Source organism: Gimesia sp. (genome assembly GCF_048260065.1).
Classification (GTDB): domain Bacteria; phylum Planctomycetota; class Planctomycetia; order Planctomycetales; family Planctomycetaceae; genus Gimesia.
The window spans coordinates 16,569-33,242 of sequence record NZ_JBLXHC010000017.1; the positions used below are offsets into that span (position 1 = coordinate 16,569).

At 50.6% G+C, this 16,674-nt stretch carries 11 protein-coding genes; 8 read left to right on the forward strand and 3 right to left on the reverse strand.

Annotated features, from left to right (window positions below; translation table 11 throughout):
- The first annotated feature begins 119 nt into the window (after positions 1–119).
- The 7 genes from ACN0YN_RS25050 (at position 120) to ACN0YN_RS25080 (ending at position 9,112) form a co-directional block, all read left to right on the forward strand.
- On the forward strand, positions 120–1,076 hold the full coding sequence (locus ACN0YN_RS25050) for a DUF1559 domain-containing protein (protein WP_417387766.1): 957 nt from the start codon (positions 120–122) through the stop codon (positions 1,074–1,076).
- 167 nt (positions 1,077–1,243) lie between these two features.
- On the forward strand, positions 1,244–1,705 hold the full coding sequence (locus ACN0YN_RS25055) for a carboxypeptidase regulatory-like domain-containing protein (protein WP_417387767.1): 462 nt from the start codon (positions 1,244–1,246) through the stop codon (positions 1,703–1,705).
- 392 nt (positions 1,706–2,097) lie between these two features.
- The gene (locus ACN0YN_RS25060) at positions 2,098–3,033 is read left to right on the forward strand and encodes a DUF1559 domain-containing protein (protein WP_417387768.1); all 936 of its coding nucleotides are present in this window, start codon (positions 2,098–2,100) and stop codon (positions 3,031–3,033) included.
- Positions 3,034–3,427: 394 nt separating this feature from the next.
- On the forward strand, positions 3,428–4,363 hold the full coding sequence (locus ACN0YN_RS25065) for a DUF1559 domain-containing protein (RefSeq protein WP_417387769.1): 936 nt from the start codon (positions 3,428–3,430) through the stop codon (positions 4,361–4,363).
- A 136-nt stretch (positions 4,364–4,499) separates the two neighbouring features.
- Positions 4,500–4,874, forward strand: a complete 375-nt coding sequence (locus ACN0YN_RS25070; protein ID WP_417387770.1) for a carboxypeptidase-like regulatory domain-containing protein — start codon at positions 4,500–4,502, stop codon at positions 4,872–4,874.
- 174 nt (positions 4,875–5,048) lie between these two features.
- Positions 5,049–7,658: a PSD1 and planctomycete cytochrome C domain-containing protein gene (locus ACN0YN_RS25075; protein ID WP_417387771.1), complete on the forward strand. Its 2,610-nt coding sequence runs from the start codon at positions 5,049–5,051 to the stop codon at positions 7,656–7,658.
- Positions 7,659–7,663: 5 nt separating this feature from the next.
- Positions 7,664–9,112 (forward strand): DUF1501 domain-containing protein, encoded by a 1,449-nt coding sequence (locus ACN0YN_RS25080; protein WP_417387772.1) that lies wholly within the window; start codon positions 7,664–7,666, stop codon positions 9,110–9,112.
- A 136-nt stretch (positions 9,113–9,248) separates the two neighbouring features.
- On the opposite strand, the gene ACN0YN_RS25085 is transcribed toward ACN0YN_RS25080, so the two are convergent.
- On the reverse strand, positions 9,249–12,899 hold the full coding sequence (locus ACN0YN_RS25085) for a protein kinase domain-containing protein (protein WP_417387773.1): 3,651 nt from the start codon (positions 12,897–12,899) through the stop codon (positions 9,249–9,251).
- Positions 12,900–13,058: 159 nt separating this feature from the next.
- Entirely contained in the window at positions 13,059–13,517 is a 459-nt protein-coding gene (locus ACN0YN_RS25090) for a tetratricopeptide repeat protein (RefSeq protein WP_417387774.1), read from the reverse strand.
- A 433-nt stretch (positions 13,518–13,950) separates the two neighbouring features.
- On the opposite strand from ACN0YN_RS25090, the gene ACN0YN_RS25095 reads away from it, so the two are divergent.
- The gene (locus ACN0YN_RS25095; protein ID WP_417387775.1) at positions 13,951–14,745 is read left to right on the forward strand and encodes a hypothetical protein; all 795 of its coding nucleotides are present in this window, start codon (positions 13,951–13,953) and stop codon (positions 14,743–14,745) included.
- Between the two features lie 20 nt (positions 14,746–14,765).
- On the opposite strand, the gene ACN0YN_RS25100 is transcribed toward ACN0YN_RS25095, so the two are convergent.
- Positions 14,766–16,316 carry a TolC family protein gene (locus tag ACN0YN_RS25100; RefSeq protein WP_417387776.1) on the reverse strand — a complete coding sequence of 517 codons (1,551 nt, stop codon included), beginning with the start codon at positions 16,314–16,316 and terminating at the stop codon, positions 14,766–14,768.
- Positions 16,317–16,674: the final 358 nt, after the last annotated feature.

Here is a 16,674-nt window from a genome sequence, read left to right on the forward strand (position 1 = left end):
ATTCGACTAGAGCACAAAATTGTTGCATCCATGCGGATTCGACAAGCAGTTAAGCAGGCAGACTGAACGGTGTGAATCAATTTATTCAAGTTTATTCAATCTAATTCCAGGAGATACTGATGACACGGTTTGTTCAACGTAAACGCGGTTTCACTTTGATTGAGTTGCTGGTGGTTATTGCCATTATTGCGATTCTGATTGCACTCTTACTTCCAGCCGTACAACAGGCGCGAGAAGCAGCCCGACGTTCTCAGTGTAAAAACAATCTGAAGCAACTGGGACTGGCGTTACATAACTATCATGAAACATTTTCGGTACTGCCCCCGGCTCATATTGGACGTTGTACCACTCCCTTGTTGAATGCCACGGGACTGACAATGATCCTGCCGTACATGGATCAAGCGAACATTTATAATCAATATAATCACAGTGGTGCTGCTACGACTCACACCAGTACGGGAGCTCCTGCTGCTCTGAGCGATCCTACTACAAATGGTAATGCTGCAGTCGTCAAAAACCTGGTCGTTGCCTTTCTCTGCCCAAGTGATTCAGGGACTGAATTTATTTCTGCAGCAACAAGCAGTTATGGTATTTCTGCAACCAATACCGGTACCGGTGGTGCAAAAACAAACTACGATTTCATTACGATTACCCCTTACAATTCATGTGAGAACTGGGCAGGAACTGCGCCAACAAGCCGTTGTATGTTTGGTGATAACAGCAAGTGCCGATTGGATGATGTAAAGGACGGTACCAGTAATACCCTGATGGTCGGTGAAACGACTCGTAATGTATACAACGGTGGTACCAATGCCTGGGGATATCGCGGTCACGTGATGGTTGGTTTGAATCTTGTTTCCTACCCGATCAATCGGTTCTGGTACAGCTCTGCTTCACCTCAGCAGCAGCCTCAGGGAAAACTGGGGAGCTGGGCTTACGCAGGAAGTCTGCACACCGGTGGTGCTCACTTTACTCTGGGAGATGGATCGGTTCGCTTTATCAGCGAAAATATTGATACGACTACCCGTCAAAATCTGGCCCGCATGGCTGATGGTAATGTCTTGGGTGAGTTCTGATTTTAAGCCTGATGTCCAGGGATGGATTTTACAAATTCAATTCTGGCATTCCCTTTGTGTCGAAGTTTTCAAGAGCGGGATACAGAAGGATGCTTCAAATTAAATCCGGATCAATTTGATCTTTCTGAGCGTGAAAAGATCACTCCGGAAGAGACAGGAAAAAAGCAATGTACTATCGTTTGAGTCTCTATTCTCTGTTAATGGTTTTTGCGGCTGGGATGTCCGGCTGTGGTGGGACGACCGTTGCGGAATCTTTACCAGATACTGCTCCTGTTTCAGGAGTGGTTACCTTGAACGGAAAGCCGATCATGTCTGCCACTGTCACATTCGTACCCATGGGGTCTACGAAGGGAGTGGAATGCGTCGGTGTCACCGATGAGTCGGGTAAGTATACTTTACAGCAGATCCGGGGAGCCGCTGGTGCGCCTCCAGGAGAGTATCGTGTTGTGATCAATTACTTCCTGAAAGCAGACGGGACACCGATTAAAGTTGATGGTTCGGAAGCACCGGCAAATCTTGGTGCCGATGAAGCCCTGCCTCCCATGTACAGCAGCTTCACCGATTCGAAACTGACCGCCAGTGTGACCGATGCAGGCGGAGATTTTCCGTTTGAATTGAAAACAAAATAATTCGATTCATGTGAGTTCCCTGTCTGGGCAGGGAACTCACTCTCTTTTGTCAGTCTGTGTGCCGAACTGAGAGATCCATTCCGGGAAATCTCCTTTCGAGCGGGAAGCAGGTTCCGACTACGTCACTCTGTCGTGTCTTGTGAACTTGGGGGCCCGCAATTCTTCACTGACCCTTACATGCTTCCTACAGGTGATACTACTTACACGTATGGAATTTCTTTGTGGCATCGATTTTGCGTGTAATTAGGACAGGCTTTTGAAACCTCATAAATCAGCAATTTCTTGAGCTGACTGCAGCGCACAAAGCATGCAGTTATGGAGGTTCAAAAGGCAGATGTGAGAGGGCTCTTAGTAGTTCATTGCGATTATATTATTTTTTTTAGGAGTTTTCGATGTCACTTTCTTTGAGGCGAAAAAGAGGATTTACGCTGATTGAACTGCTGGTCGTGATTGCGATCATCGCGATTTTGATCGCTTTGCTATTGCCGGCTGTACAGCAGGCGCGAGAAGCAGCCCGTCGCAGTCAGTGCCGTAATAACCTGAAACAGTTGGGGCTGGCACTTCATAATTATGTAGATACCACTGCAGGAGTAATTCCACGTGGCGTCAATCATTACAACTCTCCAGCCTGCTGTTGTACCTATGATAACGGTAACTATGCACATACCGTTTACACGATGTTGCTGCCTTATCTGGACCAGACCAATCTATATAATACGATTGATTTCGCCGTTGATCCTCAGAATGCTGCCAATGCGGAGGCACGACGCACCAAAGTCACAGTCTTTATGTGTCCGAGCGCAATTGTGATTGATGATGCGACTTATGCTCAGCATAACTATCCAACAGCCAGTGCCAATCATGGATACGGATTGTGCGGAGTGCATGGCTCTCGTACAACAAATGGACTCTTTGCATCACGCTGGGGAATTGCAGACAGTGTCTCTGGTGCTGTTGTTGATCCTCAGATGCGCATGCAGAATATCACTGACGGAACCAGCAACACGATCACTTTCTCAGAATTTGCCAAGGGACTGGATTACGTACTTCCAACATCCCACAAGAATAATATGGGACGCAGTTGGTACGACGCGACAGCAGGCTATGGAAACGTTGGATTTTCAACACGCACCGATGCGACGCCTAACAATCCCAAAGCGACATATGGTACGACCATTAACTGGGGAACTGTAGGCAGTGCCCATACCGGAGGCGTACATTGCGGGTTCATGGATGGTGCCGTGCGTTTCATCAGTAACAACATTGATGGCCGTCAATGGCAGGCACTCTGTACTCCCATGGGAGGAGAGGTCGTCCAGGTACCGTGATCCTGTTTCTCGATAACTTCATTACAGCGAGAACAGGTAATAACTACACCCGGGAGTGATGCGGGTGTAGTTATTGCGAAATCTCTAATCGCATCTGCTGTGGATTCTGAGATTCAGTCTATGCCTCGTTGGTCACTTCCCGCCCCGAAACTCTGGGCCTCAATATCAGATCGAAAGCGAGAATGCAGGTTAATTAAGAAATGCGGGCCAAATTGTTAATTAACTAAAATTATTAAAAAGTACTTAAAGTAACATTGCTAATTATAAGCAGATTCTGATGTAATTGTGATATCCAATCTGAGCATTCCGCTCAATATGCGACAACTACTGGAGAAATAATAGTTATTTACTGACCTTTCTATATTAAATCAGTACTTTATTCAGGAGTTTTATTATGCCTCAATCTTCAAGACGCAAACGTGGTTTTACTCTCATCGAATTGCTGGTGGTGATCGCGATCATTGCCATTCTGATTGCCTTGCTGTTACCGGCCGTCCAACAGGCCCGTGAAGCCGCCCGCCGGAGCCAGTGCCGGAATAATCTCAAACAGCTGGGCCTGGCGTTACACAATTATATCGATACGACCGGGGGGGTTATTCCGCGAGCCGTCAATCATTACAACACTCCCGACTGCTGCTGTGTGACCGACAACGGAAACTATGCCTATACAATTTACACGATGCTGCTGCCTTACCTGGATCAGACGAATCTCTATAACAAAGTTAATTTTGCCGTTGATCCGCAGAACTCAGTCAATGCTGAAGTAAGGCGAACTAAAGTAAGCGTCTTCATGTGTCCGAGCGCAATGGTGATCGATGATGCGAATTATGCGCAGCATAATTATCCCACTGCGAGTGCCAACCACGGCTATGGATTGTGTGGACGACATGGTTCCCGCACGACCAATGGTATCTTTGCCTCTTCCTGGGGGATCTATAACACAGACACAGGAGCGACTGTTGATCCTCAGATGCGGATGCAGAATATCACTGACGGAACCAGTAACACCATCACCTTTTCGGAATTCGCTAAAGGGTTAGATTACGTCCTGCCTACGTCTCATAAGAACAATATGGGGCGCAGCTGGTTTGACCCGGCTGTGGGATACGGGAATATCGGGTTCTCGACAAAAACTCAATCGACGCCTAACAGCCCCGTGCCGACTTACAGCACCACGATAAACTGGGGTACTGTTGGGAGTGCTCATACCGGAGGCGTGCATTGCGGGTTCATGGATGGGGCCGTGCGTTTCATCAGTAACAATATCGATGGCCGTCAATGGCAGGCATTATGCTCAGCCATGGGAGGGGAAGTTGTTGAAGTTCCCTGATTAGACTTTGACTTACCTTTTCCTATTCTGATTTTCTTTTCAATACACACTGAGAACTTCTCGGTGTGTATTGATCTCCCGGTTGTTTGATAGTGATAGAAAAAGTGAAACGACAATGAGAACGATTCAAAAAATAATGTTAACTCTACCTGCTCTGATCTGTCTGCTCTGCGTGGGGTGTTCTGAACAGAAAATGGCCGATCCCAATGAATCTGTAGAAATTACCGGCACCGTCACACTGGATGGAAAGCCTCTGCCTTCTGCGGAAGTCACTTTTGTTCCGGCTGACGGCGATCCGCTGGTGGGTCCCGCTCTCACGATTACAGACAATAAAGGCAGCTATAGCATGTCTGTCAACGCGCCCCGGGATTATAAAATCACGGTGGATCGTATGACAAATGGTGGTCCCAACCCGGCACTTAAAGAGTATCAGGGGGAAGAAACTTCCTTAAAAGCGGGTGTCTCGAAAGAGAATACGTCCTTTGATTTTGATTTAACCAGTGCCAAATAATTTCAAGTTATGAAATCACTGACAGGCTGGTGAGAACTGCTTCTCCCAGCCTGTCTGCATTTAAGTCTCAGCCTTGAAGTTGATCCTTTTCAACGTATAAATAATTCGTTATATTAAATCGAGTGAAATCAAACGGTTCCTGCTTCAACGTGTACGTGCAGAAGAGGAGTTTTGATGCGAGATCGATTTGCTGCCCGCAGATTCAGAATTCTCAATTTCAGTCTGCCGGTCTGTCTTGTGCTGCTGCTATCCCTAACGCTTCTATCAGCAGAAAAGAAACGAGACACACAAAAAAAAGAAGCGGACTCGATCTCGTTTGCACGAGATATTCAGCCCATTCTGGAAGCACACTGCCTGAACTGTCATGGCCTGGAAAAGCCGGAAAGCAGTTTCTCGCTGAGTTCTCGAAAGTCCGCTCTGCTGGGGGGGAATTATGGAACAGCGATTGTCCCCGGAAAACCGAAGCAAAGCCCGTTAATTCAGATGATATCCGGAACGCATCAGGATGAAATTGTGATGCCTCCTGAAGGCGAAGGCGAACGGCTTTCCGAGAAAGAAATCGCGGCGATTCGTTTATGGATTCAAGCAGGAGCCGTCTGGCCGGAGAATCTGGTTCTGGGTGAAAAAACCAGAGAGCGCGAGCAACACTGGGCGTTTCAACCGATCGTGAATCCAGCACTGCCGACGGTTCAAAATGAGCGCTGGTGTAAAAATGAAATTGATCGATTCATCCTTAAGCGGCTGGAAGACGAAAAGATTTCCCCCTCGCCAGCCGCGGATAAAACCACTTTAATTCGACGCGTGACGCTCGATCTGACCGGCCTGCCTCCCACGCCGGCAGAAGTGGATCAGTTTCTGAATGATTCCAGTCCCGAGGCATACGGGCGCCTGGTGGATCGTCTGCTGGCGTCACCCCGCTTTGGTGAGAAGTGGGCCCGGCAATGGTTAGATCTCTGTCATTATGCTGACAGTGATGGATATCTGACCGATGCCGTCCGTCCGCATGCCTGGCGGTACCGCGACTGGGTGGTGAACTCATTAAATGAGAACAAGCCCTTCGATCAGTTTACGATTGAGCAACTGGCCGGCGATCTCCTGCCTGAAACGACGTTTGCCCAACACGAGGGGACCGGCTTTCTCAGGCAGACTCTCAGCAATCGCGAAGGGGGAGCTGACCTGGAAGAATTTCGCGTGAACAAGGTCGTCGATCGTACCAAACTGATGGGAACCATCTGGCTGGGGCTCACCCTGGACTGCTGTCGCTGTCACAATCATAAATATGATCCGATCACGCAGAAAGAGTTCTATCAGTTCTATGCCTTCTTTAACTCTGCCTATGAAGTCAATATTGATGCGCCGTTAGCGGGTGAGCAGAAGCGTCTGGAGCAGCAGGCAGAATATCAGCAGAAACGCCAGGCTCTGATCGACCCCCTCCGCGAACCGCTGGAGAAACTGCAGCGGGAATGGGAGCAGAAAATGCTTCATGCGGCATCGCATCTTGCCGAAGATCATCACTGGGCGCGTGCCTGGGAAGTGATGGGACTGATCTGGGGAGTAGGGACGGGAGAAGGGCAGCAGGAAGGGTTGGAAATCCTGAAAATGCAACCGGAGCAGCGCAGTCAGAGACAACGCGATGATCTGCTCGATTATTTCCTGGGTCGCGGTCAACTGGTTAATAGTAACAGATTCAAAGAACTCAAACTGGGAGAGCTTGCCAGGAAACTGGGTGAGCTACGCAAAGAATATCCCGCCGTCTCCCGTGCACCGGCGGTGCGGGAATTGCAAGCTCCTCCCCAGGCGTTTGTGCATTTGAGAGGCTCTTTTCAAGCTCCCGGAATACCTGTTGAGCCAGCGACTCCCGAATTTTTACCCACGTTGCAAAAGAAGAATCAGAGCCGACTGGACCTGGCGCGGTGGCTGGTTTCGAACGACAACCCACTGACGGCGCGGGTGACGGTCAATCGCATCTGGCAGGAATACTTCGGACAGGGCCTTGTTGTCTCCTCAGATGACTTTGGGACGCAGGGCGATCAGCCTTCACATCCGCAGTTACTGGACTGGCTGGCGTATCACTTCCGTAGTCGAGGCTGGAACGTCAAAGACCTGCATCGAATGATTGTCACATCCGCCACTTATCGCCAGTCGTCTCGCATGCGGCCTGACATCCATCAGAAAGACCCCTCGAACCGGTTGCTCAGTCATCAGGTCAGTCTGCGGCTGCCGGCGGAAACCGTCCGCGATCAGGCGCTAGCTGTGAGTGGTCTGTTGACGGAAAAGCGGGGTGGCCCCTGCGTGCGTCCCCCTCAACCTGACAGCGTGGTGATGGAGGCGTTTGGTTACAATACCTGGGAGGTCAGTACGGGAGACGATCGCTATCGGCGTGGGCTTTACACCCTGATCCTGCGGACTTCTCCTTACGCTCAATCTGTGATCTTTGACGCGCCGAATCCCAGTCAGACCTGCAGCCGTCGCGATCGGTCGAATACACCTCTCCAGGCTTTGACGCTGTTGAATGATCCGGTGTTTTTTGAAGCCGCCCGAAACCTGGCACAGCGCGTATTGAAAGAACAGCAGGGAGATCTCGAGGATCAGCTGCAGTATGCCTTCCGGCTCTGTCTGTCCCGTGAGCCGCAGGAGCAGGAAGTCGCACGGTTGAAGTTACTGTATCAGCAGGAGCTGAATCAGTCGGAAGCAACCGAGGGAAAGATTTCGAAGGAAGAGGCGGCCTGGACGGTTGTGGCGAGTGTGTTACTCAATCTGCATGAATTTATTACACGGGATTGAAAACGATGTGGGAATCAAGCCAGTATCTACAGTTGAAACGCCGCCATTTTTTACAGTCCTCTGCCTGTGGCCTTGGTTCGATTGCGCTGCAGCAACTGCTGGCGGAAGAGTCAGTCGCTGAAACGTCGACGGCGAACGCTGTCAATCCGCTGGCCGTCAAAACGCCTCACTTCAAACCCAGAGCGAAGAATGTGATCTTCATTTTCATGTCGGGCGGTCCGAGCCAGATGGATCTGTTCGATCCGAAACCGAAACTGCAGAAGCTGCATGGTCAGCCGGTGCCGGAATCGTTTTTGAAAGGCATCAACGATTCACTGATTAAATCAACGGCGCAGGTCATGGCGTCTCCCCGGACTTTCAAAAAATATGGTGAATCCGGGATGGAGTTTTCGGATCTGCTGCCTCACCTGGGAAGTTGTGCGGATGACCTGTGTATGATTCGCACAGTGCACACCGATGTCAGCAACCACCATCCGGCCCAGATGCTGATGAACAGCGGCTCGACGATGTTCGATCGCCCCAGTATGGGGGCCTGGGTAACGTACGGGCTGGGGAGCGAATCGAAGAATCTGCCGGGTTACGTGGTATTACTTTCCAATTCCGGAAAAGGCGTTGATGGCGGTTCTTCGCTATGGACCAATGGAATTCTCCCCTCGACGTACCGGGGGGTGACGTTTCGCAGTCGCGGAGAGGCGATCCTGTATCTGTCGAATCCGGACGGCATTACCCAGACCACACAGCGGAATCGGCTGGATGCCATTCGTGATCTGAACGGCTTGCGCTATGATCAGATCGGCGATCCGGAAATTGCCTCGCGGATCTCTTCGTACGAACTGGCTTATCGCATGCAGACTTCTGCGCCGGAACTGCTGGATTTCAAAGACGAGTCCAAAGCAACGCTCGACATGTATGGAATCAATGATGAGAAAACCAACTGGTTTGGCAGTAATGCACTGCTTGCGCGGCGGATGATTGAACGCGGCGTGCGGTTCGTGCAGCTTTATCATTCTACCTGGGACGATCATTCCAATCTGAATGAGAATCTGAAAACCAACTGTGGTATGACCGACCAGCCCAGTGCCGCGTTGATCAAAGATCTTAAACAGCGTGGTCTGCTGGATGACACGCTGGTCATCTGGGGAGGAGAATTCGGACGCACGCCGATGAACGAAGTCCGCCGCGGAATCAATCCGGGGAAAGAGGGCCGCGACCACCATCCCTTCAGCTTTACGATGCTGATGGCAGGCGGCGGAATGAAATCGGGAACCGTCATCGGCAAAACCGACGAACTGGGCTTTTATCCGGTGGAAGATGAAGTGCACATCCACAATCTGCACGCGACCATTTTGCATCAACTGGGCTTTGACCACACAAAACTGGTCGTCAAACACAAAGGCCTCGACTATCGCCTGACGGGCGTCGAAGGCAAAGTGCTGGAGAATCTGATCGCCTGATCTGCTGTTTGTCTGGCAGACAGGATCGGTTTCTGGTTGATCGACCTTGAAGCACAGACGCTGCTGTTTTTCATTCAGCGCAGCATTTCCTTCGGTGATAAGGTGTGAACTGAAAGACGTTGATCGGTATCCCTCTTCAGTTTTGTCCTTGTGCAGGCCATGGATCTGCAGCGACCGCTTTGAGGTAATCTCCGCTGGGCTGACCGTTGATTGTCTTCAGGGTCGGCATGTCTTTCAGAATGGGTAGATTTCGCAGGACAAGTCTCCGGTCGCAGGTTAATACTTCCAATGGTGCGTAATTAATGGGGGAGAGATCAACCGAATAAAAGGTGCCGATGCTCTGGGGATCTTTAATTGTAATGAGGTTCAGTTCTTTCAATTGACTGAATGTTCGCAGTGGGGTGAGATCCCGGTTTCTCTCTTTCATGGTTACTGTCACGGCAGTCACTTCCCCCCCAGTCAGACTGCTCTCGATTTGCAGTTGCGTATTTCGATTGAGTGCCTGCAGCCTGGTCAGGACGGCAGCTGTCTGCTTTTCAACAGGGAGTCGCCGAGTGGCATCAGCAAATTCAGTTGCTGCTTGACGTGCTGTCGTGAATTCCGTCCAAAATATCTGGACCGGCATTCCACTCTCCCAGGAACCGTTGAGCGTTTCCAGGGGCAGGGAACGCAGTAGTTGTTCTTCCGCAGGATCAAACCAGCGAACTGGAACCCAGAGATGCTTGAGTGGTATTGAACTTAAACCATTGAGACTCGAGACAGGGCAGCCCATGACGGAAAGCTTTTGGACAGGTAGATTCTCAAGTGGTGTCAGATCTGAAATTTCGGTTCGATCCGCGATGATTGACTTCAGCTTGTTCAATCCCCGGAGTGGGGTGAGATCAGAAACACTGGTGTCCGAGATCAGCAGATCTTCGAGTTTTGTGTTCTGTAAAGGGGAGAGGTCTGATACTTCTGTTGCAGTTAAGCGTAAGTTGCGAAGCGGCATATCTCGGAGAACTGAAATATCAGTCACTCTGGTTTGATCCAGGTAGAGTGACTCCAGCGGCATTTCAAGTAGCGGAGTAAGATCTGAGGTGGGCGTGTTGGACAAGATCAGGAGCTTCAATGGCATGCCTGTCAATGGTGTCAAATCGGTCACGTTTTGGCTAAACAGGTCCAGATGATCCAGTGGTAAACCTTTTAAAGGTGAAAGATCAGATACCTGATTCCCGTTCAGGTTTAAATGATTCAGAGGCATTCCCTCTAATGGAGACAGATCTGTGACCTTGTTGAACGGGATTTCAAGGAACTCCAATGGAAGTCCCTGCAGGGGGGACAGGTCAGACACGCTGGTCTGTTTGACCTCCAGTAACTTGATTGGCAAACCTTTCAACGGGGTGAGGTCAGAAAGTTTAGCCTGTTCCGTATCTCCGCCGCATTGCAGAGCCTGCAGAGACTTGAATGCGCTGATCGGCCAGATATTGACCAGACGATTATGGTATATGATCAGGCGATGAATCTGGCCGTTTTCAGTCTGGTACTCCAATTTTCCATCGTAACCGGGATTGAGTTCGATCATTTTCTGGCGAAAGGCTTCAATCTGTTTCTCTGGTTCCATCTGAGAGAGTTCAGAATAGAACTGCTGTTTTTCACTGATGTACCAGTAGGGAACTTCCTTGAGATCTGCCCAGGTGGCGCCGTGAATGAGGCCGTCGTGTCCCTTGCCCGAAGCATCTTTCAGGATTTTTCCGGTGCCTTCGTTGAAATGATACAGGGCAATCGTGTGTTCGTCTGAGTTAAGTACCGGCTCAGGTTGATAGTCAGCGGAGTAGCGCGCCGAATTCGAAATCCGGACCTCATCAAGATAACCGTTCAGATAACAGTCTTTCCATTCTCCGTAGAACAAAAGAGAACGGGCGAGATGCACCGGATGATCGCGGGTGGCGTCCACATCAGCGACTGTACTTCTGGAAGAACCCTGTTTCTGCTCTTTGCCATTGACGAACAGACGGATTGTCTCTTTGTCAAACACGGCTGCCAGTTGGATTTTTTCCAGGAGCAGGCCCGGTCGTGAACTGCTTTTCTTTTCCGACATATGGCCACTGTTTTTTTTTAAGGCAAGCCAGTTGCCATCTTCAAAGTCATAGCCGAGCAGTTGATGAATTCCATCCTGAAAAAAGAGACTGACGATGGGGACTTCTCCGACGGCCTTCTGTTGGCGACAGAGCACGGTGGCCTCGACAGTCAGCGGGTATTCCAGATCACTGGTGGTTAACGGGAGCTCTACGTAGTCGTCCTCCCCATCGAACGCCAGAGCAAAGTCCTCAGTCCGCGTTTCCGTTGTTTCGGGGGGAACTGATGGTTTCTCTGGCTCTTCCGGGAGGCGGTGTTCCACGCTTGTGACCATCCCAGTGTTCTCAACCGGAGGCGCTTCGGGAATGCCTGCTCTGGTCGCCATTCCTGACTTGTTTTGTAAGATCAGAAAGGCAGCACTTACCAGTAATGCGACAGCGAGTAACCCACTGCTGATCAGCCACAGCACAGGTCGCTTGCGGGGGGGAGTAGTACTCTCGTATTGCGTGTATGGCTCGGTTTCCACATCGCCAATCAGTGTGTCCTGCAGTCTGGCTGCGGAAAGGCGATCGGCTGCGGAAGTGTCCTGACTGCTCGGAGGTTGAACAACCGTGCGATTACTGGCCTGGACGGAACCCTCGGAGAAGTAATACAGCTCAGAGTCATCGTCAGGCTGACTGTTGCTGAACAGTGAAGTCTCCGTTTCCGTCAGGTCGGCGGGTTGGCAGGCTTCCAGTTCTTCCAGCACCTGACTCATGGTCTGGTAGCGTTCGTCGGGATTCTTGGCCAGCATCTTTTGAAAGCTGCGATCGAGCTGTTCCGGCAGGTTCGGCAGTTTTGCCTGCAGAGAGGGGATGGGCTCTTCCCGGTGGGCGAGGATTTTCTGGATGGCCGTTTTGCCTTCGTATACCGCATCTCCCGTCAGGAGGAAATACAGGACACAACCCAGGCTGTAGATATCGCTCCGGGCATCCGCGGTATGCGTATCCAGTGCCTGCTCGGGGGACATGTAATTCACCGTGCCCAACATCGAACCGGCTGTTGTCAAAGAGGTGGCATGACTTTCATCGTCGCTCTCGAGTCGAGCCAGTCCCATGTCGAGAATTTTGACCGTGCCTTCGGGAGTGACCAGCAGATTGGCGGGTTTGATATCCCGGTGAATGATTCCCCGTTCGTGAGCATAACGCAGCCCCTGAGCGGTCTGTATTACGAGATTGAGGGCAAGGTTTATACTGAGGGGGCCCTGTTGATTGACCAGCTTCGAGAGATCAACGCCATGAATGTATTCCATGACGAAGAAGTGAATGCCGTTGGCTTCATCTGCATCATGCGCGGTAACAATATTCGGGTGCGACAGTTTGGCAGCCGCCAGCACTTCCCGTTCAAAACGGCTGACGATGGTCGGATCATTTGCCAGTGACTGGGGGAGCGTTTTCAGTGCGACCCTGCGGCCCATGCGTTTGTGCTCTGCCAGAAACACCTGTCCCATGCCGCCGGCACCGATCTGATTGAGAATCAGATAGTTTCCCAGTAAAAGGCCCTGAAAATTTCCCTGGGTGATTCGCTCTGCCTGATAGATGGTCAGCTTTTTCTGATTGATCAGTATCCGGGCAAACTGCTCGCCATCTTCTGGAGGCATGTCCCGTAAATCAAGAATGGTCGTGATCTCATTCTGTAAAACAATACCACTCTCGATAAGTCGATCGATAAACTGCTGAAGCGTGACTGGCAAGTGATAATCCGAATTACAGAGCTCTTAAAACACTGAAAAGACAGTGTTCAGATTCTAAACGAACCTTCAGGAGGTCTCAAGCCTCTTCTCGAGACAATACTCGGGTATCCTGCGCTCGAAAAGGTAGTGACATCATATTCACTATAGTGGATTATAAAGTCAGTCCCGGCCACCTTGTTTTGCATGTAGCCAGTCTTCCAGTTTCTGTCTGGCTTTGAGATCTGCAGGGTCATTCTCGACCGCTTTTTGATAGTGGAAATCGGCGCGGGCGAAATTACCTTTTACACGATAAGTATCACCGAGATACCACTGAGGATATGCGGAATCGGGTAGAAAGTCAGCCGCGTATTCGAAATGCTTGATCGCTTCGTCATAGCATTTCAATCCGTAGCCCAAACTGCCGAAATAGAGATGCGTCCAGCCATTAAACGGATCAATCTTCAGTGCGCGGACATAGTATTCAATGCACTTATCAAGTTGACGTAATTTGATAAATGCTCCACCAATTCGAATCAGCAGATCAACGTCATCCGGGCGATCGCGCTCGAGAGCAAGCAATTCTGTCAGGTTGAGTGATCTGAGGTATTCAAGATATTCCGGATCTTCGGGATCAGTCATGCGGGGAAGACAAATCGACCTGGTCTGTGGTTCGCTGCATGGTGTTCCCGGTTTCCTGATACCATTCACACACGAGGCAGTCGTGATTTGCCGAAGCTCATTCGTACCGCTTGCTGCCTGGTCCCTATTGGGTGTCAGGTCCTGATGCTTGCAGAACGGATCATCAAATAAATCTAGTCAGTTCTGGTGACTGGGGATTGAGAGAGTTGAGCCGGTTCACAAAGCTGGTGTGGTAAAATAATTATCACGAGGTGGTTGTGATACAATGGTATAGGGTATATGATGGGAATAGGGTGTTTGCTTTTGGTTGATTGCGCAGAATGGCTAATCCCATGATGCACTCAGGGAGCTGTCATTGAGACGGCTGCCCACTGCCAATGGTACACGCGTTCTTACAATTCAGCTTTGATCAATCTATTTCGGAGATTCTGTCATGCATCGATGTTTGATACTCGTAGTTACATTGGCCGTATCTCATTTTTCCTGCATCGCTTTTGCACAGCAGGGGGATCCCGCAAAACCGCCGGCATCGCGTGAGCAATGGCGAATGATTTTTGTGGGGGGCTCGAATATTGGATATGTTCACAACGTGGTCGAAACCGTCAATCGGGACGGGAAACAGGTTGTGGTGAATACGCAGACCTCTGTCGTTGACGCTCTGCTTTCGCGGCGACCAGGGACGGAAGGGGTTCGCTCCGACTCCCGCTCCCGAATTACGATTCAGTCAGAAGAAACCGTCGATGGCAAAGTACTAGCTTTTCGATACCGGGTCCAGAACCACCCATTTGTCAAGACTGACAAACAGGGGCGAGTGTCTGATGGTCAATTACAGATTCAGACAACTGCAAACGGGCGAGTTGCGACAGTAACCAGGGACTTCCCGGATGACGTCAAAGGTCCGGCTTATGCTGATCGGATGATTTTGCAGCAACCATTGAAAGCAAATGAAACCCGGGTGATCACCACATTTGATCCCAGATCGGCTCAAGTGGATACGATCCGATTCGAAGCGCGTGATTTTGAGAATGTGCTGCTGCAGGATGGTAAAGAAAGGCGCCTGCTGCACGTGGTGGTTTCACACAGCATTGCCCCCGATCAGGAATTCCATGAATTCTTTGACGAAGCAGGTGACTCGTGGAAAACCACAGTGCCCTCACAGAACATGGTGGTTTATACCACTTCCAGAGATTCAGCTATCAAGCTGTTCGGCGAAGACAAAAATCCCTGAACAGCGAGCATTCGTAAAGCCTACTGCTGGCTGAAGGTCTGATCTCGCAGGCTGGCATCACCGCTGTCATCTCGCACGCTGTTGAGTGCACCAGTCAGCATGAAGCCATCAATCTTAGCCTGGGCTGCAGCCAGTTGAGACTGAGCGTTCACAAACTGCAGGTTGGTATCAAAGAAGGTTTTGCGTGCGATCAGGATCTGCACGAAGCCGACTTCACCCGCTTTGTAGGCTTGATTCGCGAGGTCCAGGGACTCCACGGCACTCGGGAGAATGTTATTTGAATAGACGTCAATGGCTGCAGTGGCGGTGTCATACTCTTTGGAGACGACAGCCAGACGCGCCTCAATATCGTTTTTAATACGCTGCAGTTCCATCTGGGCTCGGCAGATTTCCGCCTGAGCCGCATCGATATTCCCATAGTTTTTATTACTTACGGGGATGGGGACGCCGACCTGCAGATTCAGCATTCCTGAGTTGGTTCCATAGTCCACACCCGCACCCAGCTGGGCGGTAATGTTGGGAATGGCCTGCACTTCCTGTCGTTCCAGCGCGGCATAGGCCCGGGAGATACGATCGTGCGCGGCACTGTATTCAGGACTGGATACGACCATTTTTGTCGCTAGTACATCCCAGTCTTGCGTACCCGTATTGGTAGGCAGTGTACCATGCAGTTTCGTATATTCCATTTCGGGAATCCCGGAAATGGCGGCAATCTCTCTCCAGACTGCGGCGAGTTTGGCTTTCGTCTGGCGTTGTGTCAGCTGGACTTCGCTATAGAGAATCTTCGACTGCAGGACATCCACGCGAGTTCCTTCGCCGGCTTCCAGACGTTGTTGCGCAAAATCGGCACCTTTTTCAGCCACTTCCAGGAATTCAGAAATCAGTTCAAGCTGTTTCTGCATCGCCAGCGCCTGATAAAACCGAATTTGAATATCCGTCCGGACGCGGAAGCGCTGTGCTTCCAGTTCCTGCAGCTGTGCAGACAATGTTGCGTTCAGGACGCGGTTATTGAGCTCCAGTTTGTTCGCAGTGACGAATTCCCGTTCGACAAACGCCAGGTGCTGGTCAGTTCCGCGGTCGGCCAGCTGCTGTCCCTGATAGCCGATCATCGGATTCGGTCGTGTGGTTACCTGCGTGCGGTATCCGGCTGCTTTCTGAGTTGAAGCAGCGAGTTCCTGGATGGCCGGGTTATTGGCCAGGGCGATGGATTCGAGCTCCTGCAGAGAGATTCCCCCCCCCAGGGCAGACTGCTCATAGACAGCGGAAGCCTGAACCGGTTCCAGCGGTTTGGGAGTCAGCGGCTCTTCTGCATTGACCAGCTTTACAGACTCTGATTTCTCAGCATTGTCAGCAGGAGCGTCATGGCTGACGGTTGCGAGCGCATCCTGTTCTGTGTCTTTTGCAGCGGTTTCAGTTTTGCTGGTAGATACGGGAGGTTTCTGGATCTCATTCTCGTTTTGAGTGAGGGATGGATTCATCGAACAGCCTGTTACCAGCATTGAGCCGGCAACAAATGCGAGTCCTAAGTTCTTAACCTGTAACCTGTAACCATCGTTTTTTGACCGTACCATTTTGACTTCAACACCCGTAATCAGTCCAGAATTGATGAATCGGCGGATTCTCCGTAATCTGTCGATACCACTGTTTTGTTCGGTTGTACGGATCGATATACCTGAGTGTTTCCTGTCAAATCACCCCCTTGCTGAATCAGGGGCCTGTAGTAACCGGTAGAACCCTTACAGCTTATATCCCGTTGTCTTTCAAACTGGTTCAAACGCTGTAGATGTGTCCCCAAAGCCAATATCCGGACAATTAAGGACAGGGGCGTGTCGATCAGGAGATCTGGTCATTTCCCTCACTTCTGAATGTTCATCTGCTGAATGTTCATCTGCGTGTGGTCTGGTGAGATCAGCTACACTGTGTCCAGAT